At 65.4% G+C, this 26724-nt stretch carries 23 protein-coding genes and 2 pseudogenes; 9 read left to right on the forward strand and 16 right to left on the reverse strand.

Features of this window, described 5'->3' with window-relative positions:
- Positions 1–6: 6 nt before the first annotated feature.
- Entirely contained in the window at positions 7–1020 is a 1014-nt protein-coding gene (locus BKK79_RS27300) for an NAD(P)H-dependent flavin oxidoreductase (RefSeq protein WP_084085209.1), read from the forward strand.
- A gap of 585 nt (positions 1021–1605) precedes the next feature.
- Here BKK79_RS27300 and BKK79_RS27305 read toward each other — a convergent pair.
- Entirely contained in the window at positions 1606–3063 is a 1458-nt protein-coding gene (locus tag BKK79_RS27305; protein WP_232346457.1) for a hypothetical protein, read from the reverse strand.
- Positions 3064–3101: 38 nt separating this feature from the next.
- Here BKK79_RS27305 and BKK79_RS27310 point away from each other — a divergent pair, with 38 nt between their 5' ends.
- Positions 3102–3896, forward strand: a complete 795-nt coding sequence (locus tag BKK79_RS27310; protein WP_232346458.1) for a Crp/Fnr family transcriptional regulator — start codon at positions 3102–3104, stop codon at positions 3894–3896.
- A 361-nt stretch (positions 3897–4257) separates the two neighbouring features.
- Here the strand turns inward: BKK79_RS27310 and BKK79_RS27315 are convergent, their stop codons facing one another.
- Positions 4258–5268, reverse strand: coding sequence for an aldo/keto reductase (locus BKK79_RS27315; RefSeq protein ID WP_071039367.1), 1011 nt, complete (start codon positions 5266–5268; stop codon positions 4258–4260).
- Between the two features lie 112 nt (positions 5269–5380).
- Between BKK79_RS27315 and BKK79_RS27320 the strand changes: the two genes are divergently transcribed.
- On the forward strand, positions 5381–6262 hold the full coding sequence (locus BKK79_RS27320; RefSeq protein ID WP_071039368.1) for a LysR family transcriptional regulator: 882 nt from the start codon (positions 5381–5383) through the stop codon (positions 6260–6262).
- A gap of 363 nt (positions 6263–6625) precedes the next feature.
- On the opposite strand, the gene BKK79_RS41680 is transcribed toward BKK79_RS27320, so the two are convergent.
- Positions 6626–6808 (reverse strand): OB-fold nucleic acid binding domain-containing protein, encoded by a 183-nt coding sequence (locus BKK79_RS41680; RefSeq protein WP_071039369.1) that lies wholly within the window; start codon positions 6806–6808, stop codon positions 6626–6628.
- Between the two features lie 637 nt (positions 6809–7445).
- Between BKK79_RS41680 and BKK79_RS39340 the strand changes: the two genes are divergently transcribed.
- Positions 7446–7985, forward strand: a complete 540-nt coding sequence (locus tag BKK79_RS39340; protein WP_442873304.1) for a GNAT family N-acetyltransferase — start codon at positions 7446–7448, stop codon at positions 7983–7985.
- 198 nt (positions 7986–8183) lie between these two features.
- On the opposite strand, the pseudogene BKK79_RS27335 reads toward BKK79_RS39340, so the two are convergent.
- Both BKK79_RS27335 and BKK79_RS39345 read right to left on the reverse strand, forming a co-directional pair.
- Positions 8184–8647 (reverse strand): annotated as a pseudogene (locus BKK79_RS27335) (DDE-type integrase/transposase/recombinase); the annotation flags it as partial.
- A 53-nt stretch (positions 8648–8700) separates the two neighbouring features.
- Positions 8701–9033 carry a type IV toxin-antitoxin system AbiEi family antitoxin domain-containing protein gene (locus BKK79_RS39345; protein ID WP_157128526.1) on the reverse strand — a complete coding sequence of 111 codons (333 nt, stop codon included), beginning with the start codon at positions 9031–9033 and terminating at the stop codon, positions 8701–8703.
- Positions 9034–9163: 130 nt separating this feature from the next.
- Between BKK79_RS39345 and BKK79_RS27345 the strand changes: the two genes are divergently transcribed.
- Complete coding sequence (locus BKK79_RS27345) at positions 9164–9427, forward strand: hypothetical protein (protein WP_071039372.1); 264 nt, start codon at positions 9164–9166, stop codon at positions 9425–9427.
- A gap of 31 nt (positions 9428–9458) precedes the next feature.
- Here BKK79_RS27345 and BKK79_RS27350 read toward each other — a convergent pair whose 3' ends face one another.
- The 3 genes and pseudogenes from BKK79_RS27350 to BKK79_RS41685 all read right to left on the reverse strand — a co-directional run.
- Positions 9459–9788, reverse strand: coding sequence for an XRE family transcriptional regulator (locus BKK79_RS27350; RefSeq protein WP_071017011.1), 330 nt, complete (start codon positions 9786–9788; stop codon positions 9459–9461).
- A complete protein-coding gene (locus BKK79_RS27355; protein ID WP_071017009.1) occupies positions 9781–10146 on the reverse strand; it encodes a type II toxin-antitoxin system RelE/ParE family toxin in 366 nt (121 codons plus the stop codon). Before BKK79_RS27355 ends, BKK79_RS27350 begins: the two co-directional genes overlap by 8 nt.
- Before the next feature lie 283 nt (positions 10147–10429).
- Positions 10430–10700 (reverse strand): annotated as a pseudogene (locus tag BKK79_RS41685) (ISNCY family transposase); the annotation flags it as partial.
- Positions 10701–10720: 20 nt separating this feature from the next.
- Between BKK79_RS41685 and BKK79_RS40595 the strand changes: the two are divergent.
- Positions 10721–10843 carry an SDR family oxidoreductase gene (locus BKK79_RS40595; RefSeq protein ID WP_231908265.1) on the forward strand — a complete coding sequence of 41 codons (123 nt, stop codon included), beginning with the start codon at positions 10721–10723 and terminating at the stop codon, positions 10841–10843.
- Between the two features lie 241 nt (positions 10844–11084).
- On the opposite strand, the gene BKK79_RS39355 is transcribed toward BKK79_RS40595, so the two are convergent.
- The 4 genes from BKK79_RS39355 to BKK79_RS27370 all read right to left on the reverse strand — a co-directional run bounded on the left by BKK79_RS39355 (position 11085) and on the right by BKK79_RS27370 (position 12896).
- Positions 11085–11459, reverse strand: a complete 375-nt coding sequence (locus tag BKK79_RS39355) for a hypothetical protein (RefSeq protein ID WP_083384286.1) — start codon at positions 11457–11459, stop codon at positions 11085–11087.
- 163 nt (positions 11460–11622) lie between these two features.
- Positions 11623–11859: a hypothetical protein gene (locus BKK79_RS27360; protein ID WP_071039373.1), complete on the reverse strand. Its 237-nt coding sequence runs from the start codon at positions 11857–11859 to the stop codon at positions 11623–11625.
- Positions 11860–11946: 87 nt separating this feature from the next.
- A complete protein-coding gene (locus tag BKK79_RS27365; RefSeq protein WP_071017005.1) occupies positions 11947–12225 on the reverse strand; it encodes a hypothetical protein in 279 nt (92 codons plus the stop codon).
- A gap of 419 nt (positions 12226–12644) precedes the next feature.
- Positions 12645–12896 carry a DUF1488 domain-containing protein gene (locus BKK79_RS27370; RefSeq protein ID WP_071017003.1) on the reverse strand — a complete coding sequence of 84 codons (252 nt, stop codon included), beginning with the start codon at positions 12894–12896 and terminating at the stop codon, positions 12645–12647.
- A 210-nt stretch (positions 12897–13106) separates the two neighbouring features.
- Between BKK79_RS27370 and BKK79_RS41260 the strand changes: the two genes are divergently transcribed.
- Positions 13107–13244: a hypothetical protein gene (locus BKK79_RS41260; protein WP_198173314.1), complete on the forward strand. Its 138-nt coding sequence runs from the start codon at positions 13107–13109 to the stop codon at positions 13242–13244.
- Between the two features lie 125 nt (positions 13245–13369).
- A complete protein-coding gene (locus BKK79_RS27375; RefSeq protein ID WP_071037351.1) occupies positions 13370–13687 on the forward strand; it encodes a hypothetical protein in 318 nt (105 codons plus the stop codon).
- A 207-nt stretch (positions 13688–13894) separates the two neighbouring features.
- Here BKK79_RS27375 and BKK79_RS27380 read toward each other — a convergent pair whose 3' ends face one another.
- The 4 genes from BKK79_RS27380 to BKK79_RS27395 form a co-directional block, all read right to left on the reverse strand.
- Entirely contained in the window at positions 13895–14104 is a 210-nt protein-coding gene (locus BKK79_RS27380; RefSeq protein ID WP_071016999.1) for a cold-shock protein, read from the reverse strand.
- 228 nt (positions 14105–14332) lie between these two features.
- Positions 14333–17110 (reverse strand): hybrid sensor histidine kinase/response regulator, encoded by a 2778-nt coding sequence (locus tag BKK79_RS27385; RefSeq protein WP_232346459.1) that lies wholly within the window; start codon positions 17108–17110, stop codon positions 14333–14335.
- The gene (locus BKK79_RS27390) at positions 17107–18123 is read right to left on the reverse strand and encodes a response regulator transcription factor (protein WP_335582943.1); all 1017 of its coding nucleotides are present in this window, start codon (positions 18121–18123) and stop codon (positions 17107–17109) included. Before BKK79_RS27390 ends, BKK79_RS27385 begins: the two co-directional genes overlap by 4 nt.
- A gap of 31 nt (positions 18124–18154) precedes the next feature.
- Positions 18155–18940 (reverse strand): response regulator transcription factor, encoded by a 786-nt coding sequence (locus BKK79_RS27395; protein ID WP_083384716.1) that lies wholly within the window; start codon positions 18938–18940, stop codon positions 18155–18157.
- 423 nt (positions 18941–19363) lie between these two features.
- On the opposite strand from BKK79_RS27395, the gene BKK79_RS27400 reads away from it, so the two are divergent.
- Positions 19364–26560: an autotransporter-associated beta strand repeat-containing protein gene (locus BKK79_RS27400; RefSeq protein WP_442873297.1), complete on the forward strand. Its 7197-nt coding sequence runs from the start codon at positions 19364–19366 to the stop codon at positions 26558–26560.
- Positions 26561–26724 lie beyond the last annotated feature (164 nt).

The raw sequence follows: 26724 nt of genomic DNA on the forward strand, positions 1-26724 counted from the left end.
TCCCGCATGGCTTATCCCACCTGCATCGATATGAACGCTACTTCTGCTTACGGCCAGCGCCTGCCGCAATCAATCGCCCGGCGCCTGGCGCTACCACTGATCGCGGCGCCAATGTTCCGTGTTTCAGGACCGGATCTGGTCTTGGCCGCTTGCCGTGCCGGCGTGATCGGCTCGTTTCCCACGGCAAACTGCCGCTCGACGGAAGAACTCGACGCATGGCTGACACGCTTCGGCAAGGAGCTGTCGCCAGCAGACGCTCCGTTCTGCCCTAACCTGATCATGCGCCGCGAGGCCCTGCAGCAGGAGCTGGAGTGCTTGTTGCGGCATCGCGTGGAAATGGTCATCACCAGCGTCGGCGCGCCGGACGCCGTGGTCGGCCCGCTGCACGAAATTGGCTGCCTGGTGTTTGCCGACGTGGCCTCCGTGCGGCATGCGCGCAAGGCGGTGACCGCGGGGGTGGATGGCCTGATCTTGCTGACCGCTGGTGCCGGCGGGCAGACCGGATGGGCCAACGGTTTTGCCTTTGTGCGCGCGGTACGGGGCTTCTTTGACGGGCCGGTGGTGCTCGCCGGCGGCATCTCGGACGGCGTCGGGCTATTGTCAGCGCAGGTACTGGGCTGCGACCTGGCCTATATGGGCACCAAGTTCATCGCCACGCGCGAAAGCATGGCCGTAGACGGTTACAAGGACATGCTGGTCAATAGCGAGCTGGACGATGTGCTGCTGTCACGCGCCTTTACCGGGCTGGAGACCAACTCGCTGCGTCCGTCGATTGTGGCCAGCGGGCTCGACCCGACCAACCTGCCGACCAACATGACCCGCGAGCGTGCGGATGCGCTGTACGGCAGCCAGGGCTCGGCCGGCATCAAGCGTTGGCGCGATATCTGGAGCGCGGGGCACTCGGTATCGGGCGTCCGCCAGGTCGAGTCGGTTCGTGAACTGGTGGCGCGCACGCAGCAGGAATTCCAGTCGGCGCGCGAGGTTGCATACCAGGCGTTGGCGCCAGCGGCTTGCGGCTGACGGGATTCCGCCGCTGGTGAAATTCTGCCGGCATTTTGAGCGCAGAGCTGGCACCACCAAGATTGGCTGGCCGCACCTGACGCGCCGAACCCCTGCGAGCTCTTCGAGTCAGACCCATTGACCGTTCATCTGCCAAAGGAGCCATTCGTCATGCAGCAGTCGGATGTCTCAGAAGGGTCGGGAGCTGTCAAAAGCCGTCGCCGATCGTCGAGAGAAGAGCTGGCGGCGGAGATCGGCCAGTTTGAGTCATCCGCCGGGTGCATACCGAAAGACCGGGTCGGCCGATTTGCTGCCGTTCGACCAAGGGAAGGCGTTGGCCGGGCCAGGAGCGGGCGTTCACGCATTTTCCATTGTGACCACTCGGGCGGCCGCCCTTGGCCCGCCGTTGCAGGCCTATTCGAGGCAACCAGTTGGCGCGGAGCGAACTGCCCCAGCCTTTCGCAGTTCGCTCGCTCCGCGCCTGCTGGCCCAGCCTTCGATGGAGGGGGCAGGTCCTGACCCATCGGGTACTAAAGTGGAGCGGTGGCTCTGCGATGTCGCCAGCGGCCGACCGCTCCGAGAGAAGTTCGCCGGCGCTGCGGCGAATCAATGCCTGCCCTGCATGCATGGCACCGCGGTCTCGAAGGCTGACGTCGACATGTAGCGGCCTGCCGGGTAATAGTCGCCCATCACCTCGCGCTCATCGCCCGGCTTTGAGATGGCCTGTACCGCATGGGGAAAGTCCGTCGTCCCAAGCATGTGCCGCAGTTGCACCACCGAGACATCGGCGTCGCCAGCGCCATCCCCGTCATCTGCCATTGGCAGCCAGGCAATGCCGCATTGTGCGATTGCATTGCTCGGACGGTCTTCCTTGCGGCTCACTACGATAGTGTAGAAGCCATCCGGACCAACCGGCACCTGCTCATCATAGACGCAGCCATTTACCCGTGTATTGGCAAAGCCCTGGTTCGAGCACATGGACCAGTACCTGAGTTCGCCCGTGCCCATCACCGCATCCCCGTTGGCGGTGCGCGGCGTGGTTGGCGCCTTGCCGCGAATGACGAACACCTTGCCCAGCTTGCGGTTGACGATGGTGCGGATGTACTGGTTGTCGAGGTTCGGATAGAAGCCCCCAGTACTCTTCTTCGGGCTAGCCAGCGGTTTCCCGGTGTACAGGCTGTAGAGATATTCTCGGTCGTACTGGATATACCAGGTGGGCGGGTTGGTTGCCGGATACGCAGGCTGATTCTTCTCTCTGCCGACCTCCCTGGCGATGGCAACAAGTTCGCGGTATTTCTCCCTCGGGACCGCGAGCGCTGCCGGATCGATCTGCATCGGCTGCTGGGCGCGCAAGGCAGGACACGCCGCATCACCCCTCAGCACCCGGCCGTCCGCGAGTGTCAGCACGGGAATGGGCAGTCCGACGCCTCCAGTTTCGTCCATTTGCTTGTCTCGCGCATAGATGCGATAGAGGAGTTGCTGTTGACCGGATCCATACTTCGGGGCGTGCAATGTTGTGCGTTGCTGCCCGAGCAGGTTCATGCCCACAGGCTGGTCGGCCGGAGGCGCCGCGTCAACTACCGTCAGCGAATATCCTCGTGCTTCAGCATTGCGATTTGCGCCGGGCAGGAAGGGATTCACCGCACTCGCTGCGGGCCTGATCAGATAGTCGGCAACCGATTCGACAGGAACGCCGGCGCCGTCATAGCTGATCAGCGACATATACCGCGAGTGCGGAAAGTTGCCTTCAATGGAAAGCCTGGCGCCCTCGGGAATTGAGAACGTCGCGCTCCAGTAAAACGTGGCGGCATCAGGGTATGCGATATTAATGTACGGATCGGCACTGACCGGGCCACGTGACCAGAAGCAACTGCGCGGGCCGGGAGCCACATTTTTGGCAACATCCGCGACCGCAGCCCCATCAGACCTCGACGGCCGCGATTGCGCGGCTACCGTGCCAACTGCGCCGCAGGCAGCGGCAAACGCCAGTGCCATGGCGATTCGGCGGCGGACTTGATGGCATGCGGCCGAATTGACCGATCTCGAACCAGAATGCTGTTTCACGACTCGTCTCCTTGCTGTTGTCAGGCGTTCCGGCCAGCATGGCCAGACTGGAGGGCATGCTACATTTGAAGGGCCTTGCCACTTGTCGCCCAGGCGACAACTCATCTCGTTTCTTGTCCATGCCCACCCCTGGTGACTTCACTGATCAAGAACTCCGACGCATCCTTGTAAGCAATGCGTGGTTTGCGAATCTGCCCGCAGCCTTGCAGGACAAGCTCATTTCCCGCGGGACAGTGCGCACCTTCACCAAGAGGGCGGTGATTTCCGCGCAGGGAAGTACGCCTAAGGCGATGGGCGCTGTGCTGGAGGGCCACGTCCGCGTTACGCGCGTGCTGGTTGGCGGCGAGGAGAACCTCTATCACGTAGGGGATCCCGGCTTCTGGTTTGGCCCATTGGCACTGATTACCAATGCGAAGACCACCGTGGCAGTGATAGCTGACACGGACGTCCGGATATTCTTGCTTTCCAAGGCGCAATTCGAGCGAATCGCAATGGAAGATCCGATCTTCTACCGCTACCTCGCACTGTTCATTGCGCAGCGCTATGCCAGCATGCTGCGCTACATCTCGGATTCAAAGCTGATTTCACCGGAAGAGCGTGTTTGTTCAAAGCTGGCGGAATTGCTGCAGCTACAGAGCCCGGGCAATGGACAAGTTGGTCCTGTCACCGTCAAGGTGTCCCAAGTGGACCTGGCTGCAATAGTCGGCGTGTCGCGCCAGACGTTGAACGAGCTTTTGAAGAAACTAGAGAGGCGCGGGTTGATCGAGATTGCATTTCGAAGCATCCGGGTGGTGAATCCGGAGCTGTTGCGAGGCAACGATGACTACTGGTAATCATATCGTCCACATTCCGGATTGCGCCTTGCCGCCGCGGTCGAAGCTGACCGCCGCATTGGGATGCACAGAGACGCTAGCGGGCCCCAAAGCGGTCGGTGGAACGGCCTGCTCGACTGTCGCAAAATCGGCCATTGCAGCCGTCCACCCCAGCTAAGGCCAATGGCCGAGAGGGGTCGATAGCCGCCATCTCATCGAGATGGCCTGGGGTCCGCTATCGGGACGCGACTTACCAGGGCAGGGGCGCCCTTGATCGCCGCGCCCGATGACGTCAAGAGCAGAATCGCCTCGTCGCCGCCTTTAGCCAGGCAGCGACGGGGTGGGCGTGCAATGTTGTTGTAAGCAGTGCGGGAACCGTCGCTCAGGACGTGGCCTCTGGCACATTGGTGCCCATGCCTTCGGGTAGCAGCGGCACGATCTCGGCCATTTCGTCCGCGTCTAGGCGAAAGTCTGCCGCCCCAAGGAGCCCATTGATCTGCGCTGGTCGGCGCGCGCCAACGATGGCGCCGGTCACTGCCGATTGCCGCAATACCCATGCGATGGCGACGGCCGCGGGCGTCAGCCCGTGGCGCTCCCCGATCCGGCGGAAGGCTGCGACCAGCGCGAGATTCTTCGTCAGACGCGGCTCCTGGAAGTCCGGGCTGCGGGTCTTGCGCCAGTCGTCATCGGGCAGGCCGGCGATACGCTCGCGCGTCATCGCGCCAGTCAACAGGCCCGATTGCAGCGGGGAATAGGCGATGACGCCGATGCCGGCCTGCTCGCAGAAAGGCAGGATTGCGACCTCGACCTCGCGCATTAGCGCCGAGTACGGCGGCTGCAATGAGGCGATATCTGTCACCGCCTGGGCGCGCTTGAGCTGAGCTACGTCGAAGTTGGAGACGCCGATGGCGCGAATCTTTCCCTGCTCGCGCGCCCTGGCCAGCGCCGACAGCGCGGCCTCGATGCCCTCGTCCGATCCGCCTGGCGGGAACGCCGGCCAGTGGATCTGGTACAGATCGATGGTTTCGACCTGGAGGCGGCGCAGGCTGTCCTCGATCTCGCGCCCCAGCGTATTCGGCGCCAGCGAGTGCGAGATCTGCCGGGACGCCTGGTCCCAGACCAGGCTGCCCTTGGTGAACACCAACGGGCGGCGCGAGGCCGGCACGCGGCGCAGCAGCTGGCCAACGACTTCCTCGGCGTGACCAAGGCCGTAGACTGCAGCGGTGTCGATCCAGTTCACCCCGCGCTCCACCGCGCATTCCAGTGCGGCCAAGCTGTCGGCGTCGTCCTGCGTACCCCAGCCGAATTCCCAGCCTGGCCCGGCGATAGCCCAGGTGCCCAGCCCGATGGGCGAGATCGTGAAATCGGCGCTGCCGAGTCGTTGCTGCTGCATGGTCAAACCTGTCGATCAATGGGTGAAGGCGTCAGTGTCACGCGACAGATAGATGGCGATAAGGTGGGTTATGCTTGATGAACTACTGAATTGGGTTCATTTATTTACCTCTATGATGCCTGATCTGCACGAATTGGACGCATTCGCGGCGGTAGCGCGGCATCGCAGCTTTCGCAAGGCGGCTGCCGAGCGCGGCGTCTCGGCCTCGGCTCTGAGCCATGCACTGCGCGGTCTGGAAGAACGGCTGGGCGTGCGCCTGCTCCACCGCACCACGCGCAGCGTGACGCCGACAGAGGCCGGCCGGCGACTGCTGGTGCGGCTCGACCCCGCTTTGCGCGAGGTGGCCGAAGCCCTGGCGGACGTGAGCGCTTTGCAGGCCGAACCGGCCGGCACGCTCCGACTAAACGTGCCACGCCCGGCGGCCCGTCTACTGCTAGCACCGATGCTGGCCGGGTTCGTAGCGAAGTACCCTCGCGTGCAGGTCGAAGTCGCGACCGACGACAGCCTGGCCGACGTGGTGGGCGATGGCTTCGACGCTGGCATCCGCTTCGGCGAAAACCTGGCCGGCGACATGGTGGCGGTACCGATCGGACCGCCGCAGCGTTTTGTGTGCGTGGCCGCGCCGTCCTACCTCGCGGCACGCGGCCTGCCGCAGACGCCGCGCGAGCTGCTCGACCACGCCTGCATCGGGCGGCGGTTCCCGAGCGGCCACCGTTACGCCTGGGAGTTCCAGATCGATGGCGAGCTGCTGGAAATGGAGGTCACCGGCCCACTGGTTTTCGACGACGATGCACTGATGATCCAGGCCGCACGTGATGGTGCGGGTATCGCCTACGTCTACGAGGCAATGGTGCGCGAGGATTTGGCTGCGGGCCAGTTGGCGGCCGTGCTGGATACTTGGGGAGCGCCGCTGAGCCGGTTCTTTCTCTATTACTCGGGACGGCGGCACCTGCCCACGGCCCTGCGGGCGTTGGTGGATTTCATCCGGGCGTGACGTGACGGCGCCGGCCATGCCGTCACGCCCCGCATCGTTGATGCCGTCATGGCCATTCGGCGTGGGCCGCTCACGCACTCGCACCACCCGCGCTGCGCGCTTCGCTTGCAATCCGAATCCAAGTCGCCGATGCATCGGTGATCATCGAACACAGAGCGAGCGACGTTGCCCAACTTGCAAGATCCTGCACGAGGATGGCGTCGAAGAGGTATGCCAATCTCCGACAGCAGATGGATCTCAGAAAGCTCCCTCTCTACGCTGGCCTGCCTTCTGATCGAAGCAAGGCTGCCTCTCAACAGAAATTCCGGCTCGTGGCCTCCAGTTCGCCCTGCATCCACGACAGATCGATCACGCGCGGGGCGATCAGGTGCCGCGCTCGCCCTCGCGTTGCCACTGGCCGTAGACACCCGCCATGCTGGAGCCCAAGATCTCCTTGTGATAGCGCTCGAACACGTCAGGCCAGATGATCACGTTGACGATGCTGGTCTCATCCTCCAGGCTCACGAAGGTGACACCGTTGACCGTGCCGCGCTGGCGCACGGTCACGATGCCGGCCGCGCGCGGCCTGGCGTGACTGGTAGCCAGCCAGAACGTCGGCCGGCACGAAGGGCCGGGCGGCCAGCAGTGGGAGGAGCAGGGGCAAGCGGGTGCCGGCGCAGCGTCCACCCCATCGCGCGGGGAAGTGCGGATATTACAATTTAGCCACCACACCGTCTGTCCAGGCTAAGTTGAAATCGTCCGCATCCCCTACGACATTAGAAAAAACGCCCAACACCCGATGTCTAGGCGGTTCTCAGTTGTCGCGTGGCTGGCAGAATTCAGATGTCGGCACGGGCGTGCTTTTTGCGCGGGGTGGGACGCTCTGGCGGGGTTGCTGTGGGGTGGGGCTGGCCGGACGCGACGGCGTCCCGCGCCGTGTGGGGCGGTGGCGGCGCGGTGGCGCCAAGTTCAACTGTCCGCATGCTGGCGGGGGACTGCGGAGCCGCGCGCCCGAGCCGGGGCTATCGCCCGGACGCGCTCCGCAAGGTGTCGCGCCTCGGCCAGGCCGGTTAGGGACGCTTGGCTCCGATCGGTGGCGACCAAGCGGCTGCCGGCCGGGTTCGGCCAGTTTGAGACGTTCGACAGGCCGATGCACATCGGCCACAATCCGACGACATCGGTAAACACATGGGGATGAACCTTGGTGCTGCACCCGGATGAAATCCGTATCGAATCTAGTCGACTTTCGATTAAACCCTTCTCTGAAAGTGATGCTGACGCTACATTTCCGTGCATCACGCTTTCACTGACTCGTTTGATGTCATGGGAGCCGCCTCCTGACAGAGAGAGCTTTGATCTCGTCTGGCAAGCGTGGTTACCGGCGATAGCCGAAGGAACGGATTTTGTATTTGCAGTCCGTCAACGAGATAGCGGGGGATTCCTTGGATTGGCGGGGCTCCATCACGTTAAGAGCCCTAGTGCGGAATTGGGCATTTGGATTCGAGAGGATCGCCACCGCGAAGGCATTGGCCGTGAAGCGGTTAGTCTTGTGGCAACGTGGGCAAGCCGCGAACTGGGCATCGATCGCTTCACCTATCCTGTTGCTGAAGAAAACTACCCCAGTCGACGCATTGCCGAATCTCTCGGCGGTGTCGTAGCGGAACGCAGGCTGATACCGAAATACAAGTACGTCATCTATCAAATACCGAGCCAATTGAAACTCGATGACCGGCGAAAGCCATAGCATCGCTGCCATCCGGCAGCGGCACAGAGACGGAATCGAAGGACATGCAAGGCAGAAGTGCCGCTTCTGACGGCAAAGCTGCATCTTTGACCGACCGCTTTGGAGAATTTCGAAGGACCGCTCAGGGTCGGTAGCCGTCCTTCGGCATCGGGCGGGCCCGGCGTCCGCTATTGGGCAGCAAGCGGCCAATTAGGGCAGGGGCGTGCCTGCCTGAATCAACTTCAGGGTGACGCCGTTCGCATACGCCCACTGATCGAACGCGCGGCTCGTAAACTCGGGTCCCTGGTCCGTTCGCACCGCCTTGGGATAGCCACGGAAGCGAGCGGCACGGTTCAATGCCCGAGCGACATACAAGCCTGAGATGCCGTGGTCGACGACTTGTCGACAGCCTCTTTCGTGAAATCGTCGACGATGGCCAGGCACTTCAGGCGCCGGCCGTTGGCGAGCGCATCCATCACGAAATCGATGAGTCACACCTCGTTGGGTGCATTCGGCAAGGCCCGCTGTTCGCGCTCGATCATTACGCCATGGCGTCTACGACGGCGCCGTACAGCCAGCCCCGCCGCAAGGTACAGGCGATAAACGCGCTTGTGATTGGCGCGCCAAGTGTAGAACGACGCGTCACTGAACCCGTGCTTCCTGCACAGTTCCTTGACCAGCATACCGGCCTCGGCTTCCTTCAGAAACCGAGTGCTTTGCTCTTCCGTAAAGCGCTTCAGTCGATGCGCGGCCGCCAAGCCTTCGGATCAATCTCCATCCAGACCTTGGCGGGAATCTGGTCCGTCAGACCATAGAAGGCCAGTGCGGACGATAGGTAGACGACGCCGCCCGGGACGAGCTTGGACGCCAAGGCTAGGGAATGCTGGCTGTCGAGCTGCGAATCGGAAAGCTGGTAGACACCTCTGCCCACACGCATGACAGCACCGTCGCGCTCAAGCCGGGCGAGAGTTGATGGCGTGATTCCGGCATTGCGAAGCTCGCTGGCACGCAGAAGGCCTGCGGCACGAAGTTGCGCAATGGCACGTTCACGCTGCGAGGGAGAAGGCATCTGGTACAAAACCTAGGGTGATACTCAACACAACGGAGGAACGAGCATGCTGTCAAACTCAAGTTCTTGGCGGTCCGCCCGCGCGGTCTCATGCGGCGGCCCTCGCAGGCAAACTATTGCGGCGGTTGTCATGCTCGGCATCGTGGCGACGGCGACCGTCGCAGGGACAACGACAGAAGGGCACGGCCCGAGCGTCGTCGCTGACGTGCTCGGCTGGCTCGAGCGATGGCGGGGCGCCCTCGCGCTGGCCGGCTGTGCGATCGCCATCTGGGCAGGTCTCGTGCGCGGCAGCCTGGCTACTTTCCTGGGCGGCATTGCCCTCGCCGGTGTACCTACCGGGACTGGCGACTTGGTGAAAGCTGTTGCGCAGCGCCCGGCGGCGCAGAATTGGTGAAGGGACGTAGGGGCAGGGTGGTAGGAACTGCCTAGTCTACTTGCGCGGTATCGCCGATCTCTGCAAAGTTGGAGATCCGCACGGCGCCATCTGGGAAGCGCGCCACAATCTCAAGTTCGCCGCCCATGGCACGGATGTGGCTGCGCAGCGTTGAGATATACATGTCGGTACGCTGCTCCATCTTGGCGATACTTGGCTGCTTAACATGCAGCACCGAGGCCAGGGCCTCCTGGGACAGACCGCGTGCACGACGCAGCTCGCTCAACGCCATTTCAGCTACCAGGCGCTGGGCCTTCGCATCAGCCCGAGCCCGGGACTCAGGCGCCATCGTGGCCCGCAGTTCCGAAAATTTCTTAGCCATCGTTTTGACCCTCCTGCTTTAGTTCGGCCAGATGCGCGTCATAGAGTGCATCGGCGCGCGGAACATTTTCGTCATACCACCTGTCGTTGCCCGTCTTGTCCCCTCCCAATAGGAGAATTGCCGCGCGGCGCGGGTCGAAAGCGTACAACACTCGGTACGGCCTCCCCTCATGCTGTATGCGAAGCTCCCGCATATGCCCATGCCGAGAGCCATTGATCCCGCTCGAGTGCGGATGTCGAAGGTTCGGTCCGAAATGCTCCAGCAACGAGACCGAGGCGGCAACGGACTCCTGCTCCGCTTCGGAGAGGTCCTCCCACCAGTCGCCAAAGATTGATGTGTACTCTACGTCCCATCCCATGCATCGAATATAGCTCCCAGACTATATTCCGTCAAGGGAATGTCGCTGCCCAAACGCATTGGTCTACGAATCTGAAGTGCAACACCTTGCCATACGGTAAGGCGGCTAGATGCCCCTTGATGTGGGGTGTTGCCACGTCGCGACAAGATGCGCAAAGCCATGAAGCTCGATGTCATTTCATGCGCCAGGCGCGGAGGTCAAGTGCATTCCGGCGCCGGCGAGCGACCTGTTTCCTGCAGATATCACCTGGCGATGCGCAATGAATCTACTTCCACGCCAGCGCGATCACGGCGCACGCCGGTGCCCGTTCCTCGAACCGGGGGCGATCGCTACCATCGATCTGCACTAGGTTGCCCAGACAGGCCCGTCGGGTACGCGACTGGTGGACCTTGGGCGGGCGTAGCTTCGGTGGAACCCAGAAGCCAGCATCGCTCATGATGCGGCGTGCGCAACCTGCGCGATATCTCGATGCCATGGCGCTCGCGCAGCTTCTCGCAAGCCAGCGTCGGGCCGAAGTCGGCGTAGCTATCGCGGAGCAGACCGCGAAGCGCTCTACGCCGCGAGCGGGGCGGCCCTGCCGGTCGGGCGTGTCGGCGAGGCGGAGGAGCTCGCGCTGGCTTACGTCTATCTGATGACCAATCCCTATGTCACGGGGCAGACCATTATCGTGGACGGCGGTGGCGTGCAGGCCGGATAGCTATGCCATCGCTTGATCGCTGGCAATGGGGCGGTCTGAGCCGCTCCCGAACCGCCGGGCTTGCAAGCGGCCAGGTTCGGCCGTGGATTCAGCGGCCCGATCGACTCCGTCCCCCATCTTGTCGACAGATTCGGGCGCTGGCAGAAGACCCCGCACGGCGGCTACCCGCGTACCGCGCTGCGGAAGGCGGCTGACAGCTCGGCCAGTGCGTCAGCCGTCCGGCCGGCCATCGCGCATCGTTCTAGCCGGGCCAGCGCCGCCGTGGTTGCTTTGCGCTAGCGCCGGTCCCCACGGGCCTGAGCTCGCCCTCCCAGGGCAATGCTTCCGGATCCAGCAGATGCTCTCCCTCGTTGGCCTTGTCAAAGAGACGATCTCGCATGACTTGGCCGATCGCGATTCGACAAAGCACTTCCGAGGTTTGGTCGATCGCCGGTTGTTGATTGCTATTGGCGCCTCGAACAGTAAAAGAACGCCTTCCCGCGCCGACAAAGCTGGTGAACTGGATACCCTCGGCATGCGTGCTGTCGCGGTAACTGACCGACACGTGATAGGCAAGGCCCTTGCCATCGGCGATCAATGTGCAGAGAAAACTGGATGGCGAGCTTGCACTGTGCATGACTGGAGCCGGTTGGTGAACTTCGATAGAGCCGCAGGTGGATGAAGGACGCTCAGATCCTCTCAGATCCGTTAAGTGCTCGTGTCTGCCTTGAGCGTGACACGGTGCGTTGCCAGTACCATGCGATGCGCGCCAACGCGTTCGTGAAGCTGCAGGATTCGATTCAGAATTCGTCGACACCTAGGATCTGATCAATAAGCGCCCGTCCGGCGAGCTCGCCCACCAAGTGCGCCCAGCGGCGTGAAAACGGAGAGCCGAACACCTTGAGGGGTGTGCCGTAGACTGCTTCACGGGCTTCAATCGGCCCCTTGATCTGGAACCACGTATCAAACATCCCCTCGGGGGTCTCCAGCAGGTCAAGGCGTATCGCAAAGCCCCTGTACTCTACGGTGCATTGCATACTCATCTCCTTGTCGTTCCGGCACGCTTCGCAAGATGGAGCCCAAGATCGGAGGAGTGATGTCGTAGAGGGTTGGAGGCAAGGCAATCATACCCACCTGAAGTCCGGCATCAGGTCGTTGTGCTCGTCGATCACTGCACCGCCCCGTTCGTGAATCCACTGCTTCGTGGATTCCTTGAGATTCGAGTCGCAACCGGCAATCATCCGCAGCTGGCCTGGTTCAATCAGCAGCGTGGCAGCCCGATGCCATTGCGTTGCTGCCAGGCGTATGAATCCGAATCTGTGATGGCTTCCCTCCGACAACGCATCGACCTGCTGGTCATGCATCAGGCGTGTAGCGGGCAGGCTCCGGTATGTGGTCGTCATTCAACGGCCGGCTTTCGTGGTGACGGAGGCTGCGAGCGCGCAGAGGTCGCCGAGTGGCGTCGTGCATGGAATTTCCAGGAATCCCCGTAAGTGACTTTTGCAGTCGCCAATCCTCAGACGTCGTCGAGGGGGACAGCCCGGAAACGAAAGGCAGGCGGGCCCGAGACCTTCAGGTTTCAGGAGCGCTCTGGTTACGAGTATAGAGGTCCATTGCCTCCCGACCTATCTCCCTTACAAAGTGGCTTTGCAAGCGGTGCACCATGTACTTGCGTGCAAGCGACCCTGGGAGCCACCTCATTGTGCCGTCGGTTGCCAACCGGAAGGCCCTCCGATGGAACGGCACCCGTGGGACACGAGACATCCCGATGGTGAATCCGGCAGTTGCGCCTCCCCCCCGCAGCTTCGCCGGCAGGCCGCCCCTACGAAATGGTGTACGTGTTGCGCATTCCTGGTGTGTAGATATCTCTGGCCATTGTCAGTATCGGGTCGCGATAGCGATCGAACGTGTCCAGAAAGGCGGTCTCTTCGAAGGCAGCCCCATGACTCAGGAGCGAAAGAACAGTGTCAGTGACCTGGAAAGCGACCTCGCGCGCACCGTCGTAGCCCCAGAAGCAAACACAGTGCCGCGAGGCGTCGTAGCTGCGGCTGGGATTCGGGAAGTTCAGTGCCATGGTGGGCTCCTGTTGTCCGGTGACGCCGAGCGTTTCCTTGCTCGCTGGCGTGCGCGGCGCCAGTTCCAGTATGCGCCCGTTTCCCTCCAGCCCGATTTCTCTCCGTTGCGTTAGCCACTCGCGCCGCAGGAAAGTTTTTTCCCTTTGCCGGAGACTAAGCGCGTATGCTGGGATTGCCAACCCGGCAAGCCAATCTTCAGGAGCACCGCCATGGCCAAGAGTCAACTACGTGGCAACCGCGAACCCAAGAAGCCCAAGCAACCCAAGAAGCCGTCCGTGCCGGCCACCCCGTTCAGCAGCGTTCAATCCCGCGTCGCCAACGAGGGTGTCGCCAAGAAGAAGACGTGAGTCAGCCTGGCGAAAAGCACGCACGCGGCACAGCGACCACTCGCAACGCGCGACATGGGCCGCAGGGAATCACTATCTCTACATGGAAAGACATTGAAAGCGCAGACCGCTTCGGGAGGCGCATCATGATTCATCACAACACGGACCCTACGTTCCGAGGGCTTCCGCTCACCGCCGAGCAAGACTCGGAAATCCGTCACTATCTGAACCGGAGGGCCAGGCTGGGCAAGCCATGGAATACGCCAGAACTCCGCGCGATGCTTGAGGACATGCTGTTACCACCAGGTACCGAGGAAGACGGTCAGAGCGATGTCCCCCCCGAGACACAGGCCGCAGCGGAACGCGCAACCGCGTTCGTCGACGAGGCCATGGAGCCAATCGAGGCGTACGAGGAATGGCACGCCGCGATGGAAGCCGAGGGCATGAAAGGGAATGCGCACTGAGGTGCGGTCGCATGCAGGTGTGCAGTCCAAGCCAGTATCCTGCCAAATAGAGATGGCGTGCGTCTTGGCGAGCGGCATCTTATGCGCGACGCCGCTTCCGCTGCTTCCTTGTCGGCGCCTGGACGTTCATAAGGAGTGCGCGCCAACCGGCCTGCAAAAAAGCCCCGCAGATGGCGGGGCTTCTCTCACAGCACAGCGCAGCAACACTTAGATCGGCTCGATCTTCGTTGCCGCCGGCCCTTTCTGGCCTACGCCAACCACATACCGGACCTTCTGGCCTTCCTGGAGCGACTTGAAGCCGCTGCCTTGTCCCTGGATTTCCGAGAAGTGCGCGAACAGGTCATCGCCGCCAGCATCGGGCGTAATAAAGCCGAAGCCCTTGGCATCATTGAACCACTTGACAGTGCCGGTTTCCATGTCTGGATTCCTCCTGAAGACCCGCCAGGCAAGGGTGCCGGCGGAGCGCGAAGATCAAGGAAGAAACAAGGAAAGGCTTGAAGCGTGTTACGCAACCAGTACTTCAAAGTTGCTGCTTGAAGATCTTGCTTGATGTCTTGTACGCGCGTACAAGGGATGTGTCAACAAGCCAATGCGCTGTACCGCAGATCCCTCATGCCCCAGGGAGCATGGTCCCGGAAGCCGCTGCTACAGCGCCACGCCGGCGGCCGGCACGCTCCCGCTGAACATCGTTTGCAGCTCGTCCAGTTCGCCGCGCTTGGCCAGCTGCCTGACCTTCATCACGAAGGGCGCGCACGCGGGGTCCAGCGCCGCGGCTTTGTCCGTCCAGTCGAGCAGGTCGGAGATGGCGCCGAGCTCGGCCAGCATGCGCGCCTCGTCCAGCAGGCTCTTCGAGGGTAGCTTCAGCATCTCGACGTCGACTGCCGTGGAGATCGTGAGCTGGTCGGCGCGGGGCAGGTTCAGCAGGGTGGCGATGGTGTTGCGCAGGTCGGCGAGACTGACCGGCTTCTGCAGCGAGGCATCGAAGTGTTCGTCGTCCCTGGACTGGTGAGCCGGCACCGCTGACATCATGATCACCGGCACGCCCGGGTGCCGCTCCCGCGCCGCGTGCAGGACCGCTTGTCCGGAAGCGCCCGGCATCAGCAGGTCCGTCACCACCAGCGAGAGCGGCGCGCCATCGGCGGACGACAGCCGATGCACGGCCGCAGCGCCGTCGCCGTACACCTCGACGTCGAAGTCCAGGCTCAGCAGGTCGTCGCGCAGCAGCTCGCGGATTTCGGCGGTGTCTTCGGCCACCAGCACGCGGTGGCCGCGGCCATCGATCTGCGGCAGGGCAGCGGCCGGCTCATGCATGCGCAGGCTGCTGATCGCCGCTTCGTCCATCTCGTTGACGAGCAGTTCCATGACGACGGTGGTTCCCGTGCCCGGCACGCTGTCGAGGTGCAGCGTGCCGCCCATGCGCGTGGTCCAGAGCTTGACGATGGAGAGGCCGAGGCCGATTCCCGGCCGGTGGTCGTCCTCCAGCGCGCGCACGAACGGCTCGAACACGCGCGCCTGGTCGGCGGCGGCGATGCCGCAGCCGCTGTCGGCGATGGCGAAGCGCAGGTTCCAGCGGCGCGGCGCCGCCGCGTCCGCGCGGCCCGTGACGGTCAGGCGGATGGTGCCGTGTTCGGTGAACTTGGCGGCGTTGTCGAGCAGGTTGCCGAGCACCTGCTGCATGCGCCGGTCGTCGAGTTCGATCACGGGCGGCAGGTTGCCGGCGATCTCGACGGAGAAGGCATTGCCGCCGCGTGCCGCCAGCGCGGCGCCATGTTGCGCGACGGTGTCCAGCAAGGCATAGGTATAGACCGGCTGCGGCGACAGCGCGTCGGCGTCGCGCCCGTTGGCGTAGTCGATCAGGTCGTTGACCATGCCGAGCATATGCGTGGCGCTGCGGCGGATGATGCGTCCCCGTTCGGCATCCTCGCGGCCATCCGCCTGGATGAGGTCGGCGAAGCCGATGATCGACGTCAGCGGCGTGCGCAGGTCGTGGCTGATGCGCGCGAGGAAGTCGGTCTTGACGCGGACCGCGTCGTCCGCACGGACCAGCGCTTCCCGCAGCTCGCGCGTGCGCGTGGTCACCGCCTGTTCGAGTTTCTCCCGGGTTGCCTCGCGCTCCGCCAGCAGCGCCTGCTGCGTACGCTTCTGCTTGAGGACCAGCTGGCGGGAGCGGCCGCCGATCACGAACGAGAGCAGCAGCAGCACACCGAGGCTGTCCCAGATCTGGGCGGTGCCGGCGCTCCACTCGGGCGAGATGAACCCGGCGACGGTCGCCAGGCGCAAGAACAGCGTGGTGCAATCCGGCAGGAAGGCAAGCAGGATCAGGCGCGCATTGGGTATCCCGCGCCGGATCCCGTCGATAAAGGAGGCGACCCATACCAGGTTGCAGAGGAAGGTGCCTTGCACCGCGATCGACGCGCTGGTCCGGTAGTCGCCGAAGGCGGTCCAGGCCACGACGCCTGCATGCGCGGCGATCACCGCCAGGTAGATCCAGCGCCAGGCGCGCACGCGCTCGAAGCCCAGGAACCACAGCAGCAAGGTCGAGAACAGGGCGACGCTGGTACTGCCGGCCATGCTCGGCGAGCGCAGCACCCATTCCCCCCCTTGGGGCAGGAAGAGCGCGTACAGGAAGCCTTCGAAAGCCAGTTCGTAGACGACTTCGGCGAGGATGGTGGCCGTCAGCAGCACGAAGATGCGGTCGCGCCAGACCACCGCCAGGACCGCGGAGATGACGGCCATCGCCAGCATCGCGCCTGCCAGCAGCATGTGCACGATCGCTTCGCGCAATTGCGCGTCCTGGAATGCGCCCGGCTCCCATATCTGCAGCGACAGGAACAGGGCCGAGCGGCTCTGCACACGGACCAGGTACCGCATCTGCTCGCCCGGGGCGAGCGTGACCGGGAATGCGATCTGCGCGGACCCGATGGGCCGTGCCGCCAGCGGCGCGCCGATGCCGGAGCGGTAGCGTTTCACGGCCGCGGTGCCGGCCTCATCGACCACGTAGAAGGCGACGTCTTCGAGCCGTACCGGATCGAGCGCCAGCCAGCGCGTGACGGGCTGCCTGCCACGGTTGACGAAGGTGCCGCCTATCCACACGGCCGAGCGGGTAAAGCCGCGTGACAGCGTGCGCGGCGTCACCGCCTGCCAGTCCGGCTGGCGCAGCACGGCGGCGGCATCCAGGCTGTGCGAGGGATCATCGAACAGCATGAGCTCCGTCGCCAGCGGGCGCTGCGCATCGATCGGGGCGATATCGACCGCCTGCGGCCACGGTACCTTGCCTGCCGCCAGCGCCTGGTGTGGGCCGAGCATCGTGAACGAAGCGAACAAAGCGAACAGCGCGAGCATCGCGAACGACGCGAACGACGGTCGCGGCAGGCACAGCAGGCGCGACAGCCGGCCGCCGGCGCGGAAGCGGGGCAGGATCACGGAGTTCCCCGCACGGCGCCCTGGCGGTCGCGCGCGTTCCGCATGTCGGTCGGCGAGATGCCGAAGCGCGCCTTGAAGGCGGTCGCGAAGTTCGCGCCGCTCGTATAGCCGACCCGCATGGCGATCGTCGCAATATCGCTATCGCTTTCGAACAGCAAGCGCTTCGACTCCCGCAAACGCTCTTCGCGCACGTAGTCGAACACCGTCAAGCCGGTGCAGCGCTTCATGGCCAGCGACAGCCGCCGTGCCGACGTGCTGGTCTGGCGCGCCAGCGCTTCCACATCGGGCACATCGACGAAGTTCGCCAGCACGATGGCCCGCACCTGGCGGCAGAGGGCGACGTCGAAGCTGCTGGCCTCGGTGCCCGGCGCGGTGATGTCGGCCGCCGGCGCGGGCGTGCTCGGTTCGACCTCGAGCGCCAGGTGGATGGCGACGCGCAGGCGCACCTCATCGAAGTGGAAAGGCTTCGTGATGTAGTCGATCGCGCCCGCCTCGAGCCCGGCGACGCGTTCTTCCGGATGCCCGGACGCCGTCAGGAAGATGACCGGGATATCGCGCGTGGCCGGGTCCTCCTTCAGCTGCCGGCAGGCGCTCATGCCGTCGCAGCGCGGCATCGCGATGTCCATCAGGATCAGGTCGGGCCGGCTGGCACGCGCCTTGTTCACGCCATCCAGGCCGTCGCTCGCCATGTACACGCGAAAACCCTGCTGCCCGAGAAAATCGGCAAGCAGGCTGCGATCACTGGGCTGGTCATCGACGACGAGGATACGGGTCATGGCGCAGGGGGGAGGGGCAATGGACGAATGGCGGACGCGAGGGCGAGGCGCCGCCGGCAGGCCGTTGCCGGCACGGCGGAAGACAGCGCGAGCCGGCGGCGACCGGTGCAAAAACATGGCCGTCGCCCCCTCCCTTCGGGTGGGGCGGCGGGCATGGGCTCGGTACGATACCGGAATGCCGGCCGGGCCTGCTGCGCTGCCGCCGCGTGCCCGGAAAAAAGATCGTCCGAGAAACAAGATCGACCGATTCGCAAAGCTCGCCGCACGGTCAGTTCCGCACCGCCTCGACAGCGGCGGCCTCGACATATTGCTGGCGGGATTCGTTCGGTGACATGCCGAAGCGCCGGCGATAAGCCGTCGAGAAGTTCTGCCGGGTCGTGTACCCGGTGGCGCTGGCGACTGCCTGGATGTCGATGGTGGTGCGGGTCAGCAGGCTGGCGGCATACTGCATGCGCGCCTCGAAGAGGAAATCCAGGACCGTCACGCCCGCGCAGCGCTTGAACGCCAGGTTCAGGCGCAAGGCGTTCGTGCTGAGCGCGCTCGCCAGGGACGGCAGCGCCGGCGTCTCGTGGAGCCGCGACAGCAGATGGCGGCGCGCATCGCGGAACAGGTGCGCATCGAGTGCGCTGCTGCCCGCCGTGCCGGTGTCCGCGCCGGCATCCCGGTTGGGATCGGCCTCCCGGCCGTGGCGGCCCGCCCGCGCATGGATGCTCAGGCGCAGCGACACTTCTTTCAGCTCGAAGGGCTTGACGATGTAATCGATCGCGCCCGACTGAAGACCCTGGACCCGCTCGGCCGGCCGCCCCGCCGCGGTCAGGAAGATGATCGGGATCGCGCGCGTGTCGGGTGCCGATTTCAGCAGCCGCGACGCCGTCAGGCCGTCGCAGACCGGCATGCCGACATCCAGCAGGATCAGGTCGGGAAGAATCGCCAGTGCCTTCCTGAAGCCATCGTGCCCGTCCTCGGCGAGATAGACGCGGCTGCCCTTGGCGCCGAGATACTCCGCCAGCAGCCGGCGATCGTCGGGATTGTCGTCGACGACCAGGATGCGCAGCCCCACAAGAGCGTCGCAGCGCGCCTGTGCAACAGCGTTAGACATGGCAACTCCCGTGTTCGGTCTGGGTTCAGGGTGGGGGAAAGATGCCCGCCGGGGAGGCGGAATACCGCCCTGCGGCGTTGGCCGGTTCAGGGTGGTACTTGGCGACAACCTGGGTTATCGGCCGGATTTGGACCACCTTGAGGGGTGGTCGTCCGTCAATATCGGCCCGGCTCGGCGGGCCCGCCCCGTGTCCCGCCGGGCGGCCTTGCGTGGCGCGGTTCCGCGCCGGGTTCGCCGTCCGTCAAGCACCCCTGCGCGGGCCCAAAAAAGTTTGTCCTGAGCAAACTCCGCATGCAGTTGCGCAAAGACGCGCGCTTTCCGGCGGGATGGCCGCTTCATAGCATTGGCACCTCATTCCGACTTTACCGAGCTCCGTCAATGAAACGGCCATCTTTGAATCACGTATTTCGTTTGGTTTGGAACGCTGCCTCGAGCAGCTGGGTGGCCGTTGCGGAAACGGCCCGGGGACGCGGCAAGCCTGGGCGCTCGCGCTCGGCGCGCCTCGGCACGCTCGCCGCGATCGCGCTGACGTCGGCCGGCGGGGCGCACGCCGTCACGCAGAGCATCGTGGACGGCAATGGCGCCGGCGGCTGGATGGTCGGCGTGGCCGGCCAGGCGGCCCCGGCGGTCACCAGCAACGCCATCTTCACCAACTTCGTGACGCAGGGCGGCGCCGGCAGCGGCGGCGGCGGCGGCCTGGGTGGCGTGTTCTTCGTCAACAGCGGCGCCAACCTGACCCTCAACAACGTGAGCTTCGTGCAGAACGTTGCCCGGGGCGGCGACGGCGGCAGCACGCCGGACGTCAGCGTCAGCGCGCAGACGATCGCGCTGTCGGACAAGAGCGCCTCCGTGTCGTCGGTGACCGCGTTCCAGCTGACCCCGACGCTGGTGAACAACAACGGCACCATCATGGTGACGGGCGCGACCATGAGCGCGGCCAACCCGCTGGTCCAGGCCGGCGAGGTGGTCAGCGTCGGCGGCACCGGGTCCAACACCACCACCATCTCCAGCGTCAGCGGCAACGCCGTCACCTTCGCGCAGCCCGTCGCCGTCGATAGCCAGTCGATCAAGTCGTTGACCAGCGCACAGCTGGCCGCGGGCACCAACGTCATCAGTTCGGCGAACTTCGGCGCACTGGCCATCTCGGATGTCGCGGTCGGCATGTCGGTGCTGGGCACCGGCATCCCCGCCGGCACGACCATCACCAACGTGACGCGCGACCAGAACAACGCCGTTACCGGCATCACGCTGAGCAACGCCGTCACCGTCAGCGGCAGCCAGTCGCTCAGCCTGGTCAACGTCACGCAGTTCTCCGCCTCGCAGTTCGCCGTTTCCGGCGGCGGGCAGGTCCTGACCCTGCCGGCGACCGGCCTAGGCCTGTCGGTCGGCATGACGCTCACCGGCGACGGCATCCCGGCCGGGACCAAGATCGTCGCCATCAACGGCAACCAGGTCACGCTGTCGCAGGCGATCTCCTCGTCGGCCCTGCAGTTCTCGGCCAGCCTGCCGGCGACCACGGTCGGCCAGTCGACCATCCAGCTGACGGCGGTGGACAGCCACCTGAAGGTCGGCTCGGTGGTGACGGGCACGGGCATTCCGCCCAATACCACCGTGGTCGCCATCGACCCGGCGTCGGGCGTGGTGACGCTGAGCAATGCGCTCACCGGCAACCCGACCGCGCTGATCGTCCAGAGCATCACCGCGCAAGGCGCGCGCAGCCTCACGCTGACCAGCACGTCGGGCCTTCAGGTCGGCATGCAGGTGAGCGGCTCGGGCATCCCCGACGGCACCACCATCACCAGCATCAGCGGCAATGTGGTCACCCTCAGCAATAACCTGACCCCGGGCGCGACCGTCACCGGCTTCCTCGCCAGCTCGCCCTACAGCGTGGGCGGCTCGCTCAACAATATCGCTGCCACCGGTACCGTGGGCGCCAACGGCGGCAACGGCGTGTCCGGCCCGCAGGCCATCGTCTACGTGACCGATGGCGAAGGGCGCAGCGGCACCAACGGCGGTTCCGGCAAGAGCGGCAACGGCGCGGCGGGCGGCAAGGGCGGCAATGCGGGCTCCGGCAGCAACGGCATCCCCTTCAACTACGAGATGACCGAGGCCGTCATCAGCGCCACCGTCGACGCCGTCACCAATACCTCGGAGGCAGCGGCGGCGCTCGCCACCTTCCCGCCCGCGGCAGCCTTGTCCGCGGCGCACGTCGCGGCAGCGGCCAAGTCCTATGTCGATCTCGGCGTCGCCATCGCCAACCTGGCGCAATGGGGCGTCGACCTCGCCAACGGCACCGCCGGGCGTGGCGGCGACGGCGGCACCGGTGGCGGCGGCGGCAACGGGTCCACCTTCTATGGCGGCGGCGCCGGCGGTGCCGGCGGCAATGGCGGCACCGGCGCGCTCAGCATCACCGACGGCGGCAATGGCGGTGACGGCGGCGCCGGTGGCGCCGGTGGCTTCGGTGCCGGCGGCGGCTCGGGCGGCGCAGCCGGGCTGGGCGGCGGCACCGGGAACGCGGCCGACGGCAGCGCCGGCGCCGGCGGCAAGGCCGGCTTCGGCGGCGGCGTGGGCAGCGATGGCGACGGCACCGGCGGCGGTGGCGGTTCGGGCTACGGCGGCGCCATCTTCGTGCGCTCGGGCGGCAGCCTGACGCTGACGGGCAATGTGCTGTTCCGCGACAACACCGTGCTCGCCGGCTCCAGCAACAACGGCGGGCAGGCCGGCCAGGCCGCGGGCTCGGACATCTTCATGATGAAGGGCTCCAATGTGCTGCTGGCGCCCGGCGTCGGCAATACCATCCGCATCGAGGGCCAGATCGCCGACGACAGCTCGGCCAGCATCGGCAGCGGCGGCTATGCCCCCGGCGCTGGCGCCGACCTGCAGATCGGCGGCGGCGGCCTGGTGCAGCTGGTCGGCAACAACACCTACTCCGGCAAGACCATCCTGACGGGCGGCACGCTGCAGGCAGACCTGGGCGTGGGCATCAACGCGGCCAGCAGCGTCGTCTTCAACGGCGCCGGCAACCTGGCGTCCGGCCTCACCACCAGCAACGCCGGCACCCTGCTGCTGAGCTCGGACGTGACCCAGCGCGCCGGCTCGGCCGTGCCCGGACAGTTCATCTGGAATGGTGCCGGTGGCTTCGCCGCCGGCACTTCCGCCGGCATCACGGTGGCGCTCGGCCTGACGCCGTCCGGCACGAGCCAGACCCTGCAATGGGGCAGCTCCTACCTGTCGGCGAACTCGACGCTGGTGTTCGGCTCGGAATACAGCCAGGGCGCGGTGCGCTTCCAGAACAATATCGACCTGGCCGGCAACCAGGGCAATGTCGCCGTCTACGGCCAGTACCTCGGCAGCCAGGGCAATATCTCCCCCGATGCGCGCTACACCGCCTACCTGTCCGGCAACATCGCCAACGGCGGCCTGAACGTCGGCGCCGCCGGCTACAACGGCACGCTCTACCTGACCGGCCAGAACCAGCTCAGCGCCTTCGTCCTGAACGGCGGCCTGGTCTCGACCATCGATGACCACGCCAATCTCGGCCACCTGATGCAGTCCGCAGGCGGCAGCGTCACCATCAACGGCGGCACCCTGGTCCTCGGCGGCGCCGAAACGATGACCACCGTCGACGTCAAGGCCGGCGGCCAGATGGTGGCCGGCGGCGCGCTGACGGCGGGCGATGTCAGCAACCGCGGCGTGATCTCGCTGGTCGACGGCGGCACCATGCAAAGCGTGACCAACAATGCCGGCGCGACCTTCGCCACGGCCGGCACGCTGGCGGTGACCGGGGCAGTGGCCAACAACGCCACCGCCACCGTGGTGCAATCGGGCGACGTAACCGCGGCCAGCGTGGTGAACAACGGCAACTGGACGGTCAGCGGCGCGCAGGCCATCCACACCCCGACCCTGACCGGCAACGGCAGCTTCGCCATGGCCAACGCGGCCGACACGGCCACCATCGACCAGAGCGGCAATTCCACCTTCGCCGGCACCTTCACCGGCAACGGCGCCTTCGCCAAGGACGGCGCCGGCACGCTGACGCTGACCGGAGCCAGCACCAACCTGGGCGGCACCCTGGTGAACGCCGGCACGTTGGACACCACCGGCGGCGGCACCCTGGCCGACACCGGGGCGGTGACGATCGCCAGCGGCGCCACCTTCACGGCGGGCACGGCCGATATCATCGGCGCGGTGACCAACCACGGCACCTTCAACGTCAATGCGGTGCAGGCCGTGGCGTCGGTGGCCAACGACGGCACCACCAACCTGAACGCCGACCTGGCGAGCGCGGGCGCGGTGACCAACAACGGCACCGTCAATGTCTCCGGCGACCGCTCCGTGGCGACGACCGGCCTGGCCGGCAGCGCCTCGGGCGTGATCAACCTGGCGCAGGCCACCGACGTGCTGCACCTGACCCAGAGCGGGGCCAGCACCTATGCGGGCACCCTCGCCGGCAACGGCGGGCTGGAAAAGCTCGGCGCGGGAACGTTGACGCTGACCGGCGCCAATACCTACACCGGCGGCACCCTGGTGAGCGCGGGCACGCTCGACACCACCGGCGGCGGCACCCTGGCCGACACCGGCGCGGTAACGATCGCCAGCGGCGCCACCTTCACAGCGGGCACGGCCGATACCATCGGCGCGGTGAACAACTACGGCACCTTCCATATCAATGCGGCACAGACCGCGGCAGCCGTAGCGAACAACAGCGGAGCAGCGGTTACGCAATCGAGCGGCTTGAGCGCGGGCAGCGTGCTGAACAACGGCAGCTGGACGGTCAGCGGTGCGCAGGCCATCCACACCCCGACCCTGATCGGCAACGGCAGCTTCGCCATGGCCAACGCGGCCGACACGGTCACCATCGACCAGAGCGGCAGCTCCCTCTTCGCCGGCACCTTCACCGGCAACGGCGCCTTCGCCAAGAACGGCGCCGGCACGCTGATGCTGACGGGAGCCAGCACCAACCTGGGTGGCACCCTGGTGAACGCAGGGACGCTGGACACCACCGGCGGCGGCACCCTGGCCGATACCGGCGCGGTGAAGATCGCCAGCGGCGCCACCTTCACGGCAGGCACGGCCGATACCATCGGCGCGGTGACGAACAGCGGCACCTTCAACGTCAATGCGGTACAAACCGTAGCGTCGGTGACGAACAACGGCACCACCAACCTGAATGCCAACCTGGCGAGCACCGGCACGGTGACCAACAACGGCACCGTCAACGTGGCTGGCGATCGCACCGTCGCCACGGCCGGTCTGGCCGGCAACGCCTCGGGTGTCGTCAACGTGCAGTCGGGCAGCGTGCTGCACCTGGCGCAGTCGGGTGACTCCCGGTACGCGGGCGCCATCGTCGGCGCCGGCTCCGTGGTGAAGGAAGGCACCGGCACGCTCACGCTGACCCGTGCGGCGGGCAGCCCGGCCGGCGCCGTCAACCTCGGCGGCACCCTGGTCATCAACCAAGGCACGGTCGCGCTCGATGGCGACTCCATCCTCAGCCAGACGATGAACGTGGCCGTCAACAGCAAGCAGGGCACGGTCGGCACCCTGAAGCTGGTCAGCGGGAACGAGAGCATCAACGCGCTGAGCGGCGCCGGCAACATCGACCTGGGCTCGAACCGCCTGACCGTCCAGCAAGGCGGCGACTTCTCCGGCACGGTGACCGGCTCCGGCATCTTCGACGTGCGCGGCGGCAGCTTCAACGTCAGCAACACGCTGGCGTCGACCGATACCAACAGCGCCTTCACGCTTGGCAGCAGCACCGGCACCGTCTCCGCGACGGTCACCTCGGGCAGCACGCTGTCCTTCCCGCTGATCCAGCTGAACCAGGGCGCCATGCTGTCGGTGGCCTCCGGCGGCACCGCCAAGGCAAGCACCATCGCGCTCAACTCGAACGCGCTGCTCACGGTGAACACGCAAGCCAACGTCAGCGCCGGCACCGTCAACGTCAACGACAGTGCCAAGCTGGACGTGCAAGGCTCGCTGGCCGCCAACACCATCTCCGTGGTCTCGAACAACGCGGACGCGGTCCCGACGCTGCACCTCGGCAATGCCACCGACCACTCGGTCCTGGGCACGGTCACCGCCTCCAACACGGAAATCATCGGCGGCGTCCTGTCCGGCAACGGCTCGCTGTCGGGCAACGTGACGATGGGCGCCAACGCGCTGCTGTCCCCGGGTAACTCCCCCGGCCGCCTGCAGGTGGAGAACCTGACCCTGGGCAGCGGTTCCACCAGCAAGATGGAAATCGCCAACGCCGCCTTCAACCGGGTGGCCGGCACGGACTTCGACCAGGTCAAGGTGACCGGCGCGCTCAAGATCCAGAACGGCACCACGCTCAACATCGCCAACTACAACGGCGGCGCGGATGTCGCGTTCGGTGAAGTGATCCCGCTGTTCTCCTACACCCCGGGGCAGCTGACCGGCGCCTTCTCCACCGTGCAGAAGAACTACGGACAAGAAGCCCTGTTCAGCCTGGGCACCGGCAGCGTGATCGGCCTGGGCAGCGGCGGCTACAGCGGCTTCTACCAAGCCGTGGTGAAGAACGGCAACGAGAACGCCATCTTGAGCGGACTGCAGGTCAACTCGGCCGGCAACGTCAAGCAGTTCAACGGCGGCAGCCTGCTCGACCGCCTGGTCACCACGCTCGCGGCCGGCGGCAGCACCGAGACCGTGTTCGCCAAGTTCTCGCCCGAGGCCTACACCAGCCTGACCGAACAAGGCAAGCAAGCCCTGTTCTTCTCGCCCGGCACGGACATCGCCGGCGATATCGGCAGGACGCAGCAAGGCGTCGACGCCAGCGTGTTCGGCGGCCGCCGCAATGCCGACAACGGCGGCTATGCCTCCTATGCGCTGAAGACCGACGGCCTGCAAGGCAGCTACACCGGCGTGGTGAAGAGCACGGTATGGAAGGCCAACGTGGTGGTCAACGACGTCTCCACCAGCAGCAACTACCTGAACGGCAGGTCCAACGGCGTCACCGGCTCACTGTCGGCCGCCACCGAACTGCCCGGCGGGCTGGGACTGCACGCACTGGCCCGCGCCGCGTTCAGCTACTACCGCAGCGACATGAACCGCCAGACCGGCAACGGATCCGCCAAGGCCGACGGCGTCTCGTCCGACGCCTGGCTGGGCGCCATCGGCCTGGCCCACGTGTACAACGGCAGCAAGCTGCGCCTGCAGACCACGCTGGAAGTCGCCCCGTACTCGGTCCGCACCAGCGGTTTCACCGAAGTCAACGCCGCCTCGCCGTCCGACGCGCTGTCCGTGCAGCAGATGAAGCAAAGCGGCACCGCCTTCGTACTGGGCGTGGGCCTGAGCGGCAACCTGACCGACCGCTTCGGCTTCGACACCGGCGTCAAGGTCATCCGCGACAGCCGACGCGACCATTCGGTGATGGCCAGCGTCGCCACGGAAAACGCTAGCTTCTCGGTGCGCAACCCGGGCTTCGGGCAGACGCAGTTCAGCGTGAAGGGTGCGCTGAACTACCGCCTGGCCAGCGATATGCAGGTGGGGCTGGGGGTCTACTACTTCGGCGGCAGCGACGTGCAAGGGAAGTTGTCGTTTGACAAGCGGTTCTGATCGCCTCGGCATCCAGTTGCCGTCGTTGTCCGGGAGGATGGAGGGCGGCCAGTGCGTGGTGTTTGCACTGGTTGTCCGTCGTCCGCCTGGCGTGGGGACCGGGGCGCTGATGAGGCGGTTCGGATCGACGGGAAGTGGACTGTTGCGATAGTGTGCCCCCGCCT

The organism is Cupriavidus sp. USMAA2-4 (genome assembly GCF_001854305.1).
Lineage (GTDB): Bacteria > Pseudomonadota > Gammaproteobacteria > Burkholderiales > Burkholderiaceae > Cupriavidus > Cupriavidus malaysiensis.

Excerpts from the sequence above, each read along its gene's own strand:
- BKK79_RS27300 (WP_084085209.1), top strand. The coding sequence starts at position 7 with ATGGCTTATCCCACCTGCATCGATATGAACGCTACTTCTGCTTACGGC.
- BKK79_RS27355 (WP_071017009.1), bottom strand. The coding sequence starts at position 10,146 with ATGGGATGGGACGTAGAGTACACATCAATCTTTGGCGACTGGTGGGAG.
- BKK79_RS27320 (WP_071039368.1), top strand. The coding sequence starts at position 5,381 with ATGATGCCTGATCTGCACGAATTGGACGCATTCGCGGCGGTAGCGCGG.
- BKK79_RS39355 (WP_083384286.1), bottom strand. The coding sequence starts at position 11,459 with ATGCACAGTGCAAGCTCGCCATCCAGTTTTCTCTGCACATTGATCGCC.
- BKK79_RS27360 (WP_071039373.1), bottom strand. The coding sequence starts at position 11,859 with ATGCAATGCACCGTAGAGTACAGGGGCTTTGCGATACGCCTTGACCTG.
- BKK79_RS41260 (WP_198173314.1), top strand. The coding sequence starts at position 13,107 with ATGGCCAAGAGTCAACTACGTGGCAACCGCGAACCCAAGAAGCCCAAG.
- BKK79_RS27365 (WP_071017005.1), bottom strand. The coding sequence starts at position 12,225 with ATGACGACCACATACCGGAGCCTGCCCGCTACACGCCTGATGCATGAC.
- BKK79_RS39345 (WP_157128526.1), bottom strand. The coding sequence starts at position 9,033 with ATGCCTTCTCCCTCGCAGCGTGAACGTGCCATTGCGCAACTTCGTGCC.
- BKK79_RS27310 (WP_232346458.1), top strand. The coding sequence starts at position 3,102 with ATGGCCAGACTGGAGGGCATGCTACATTTGAAGGGCCTTGCCACTTGT.
- BKK79_RS27380 (WP_071016999.1), bottom strand. The coding sequence starts at position 14,104 with ATGGAAACCGGCACTGTCAAGTGGTTCAATGATGCCAAGGGCTTCGGC.
- BKK79_RS27375 (WP_071037351.1), top strand. The coding sequence starts at position 13,370 with ATGATTCATCACAACACGGACCCTACGTTCCGAGGGCTTCCGCTCACC.
- BKK79_RS27345 (WP_071039372.1), top strand. The coding sequence starts at position 9,164 with ATGCTCGGCATCGTGGCGACGGCGACCGTCGCAGGGACAACGACAGAA.
- BKK79_RS27315 (WP_071039367.1), bottom strand. The coding sequence starts at position 5,268 with ATGCAGCAGCAACGACTCGGCAGCGCCGATTTCACGATCTCGCCCATC.
- BKK79_RS27400 (WP_442873297.1), top strand. The coding sequence starts at position 19,364 with ATGAAACGGCCATCTTTGAATCACGTATTTCGTTTGGTTTGGAACGCT.
- BKK79_RS27350 (WP_071017011.1), bottom strand. The coding sequence starts at position 9,788 with ATGGCTAAGAAATTTTCGGAACTGCGGGCCACGATGGCGCCTGAGTCC.
- BKK79_RS27370 (WP_071017003.1), bottom strand. The coding sequence starts at position 12,896 with ATGGCACTGAACTTCCCGAATCCCAGCCGCAGCTACGACGCCTCGCGG.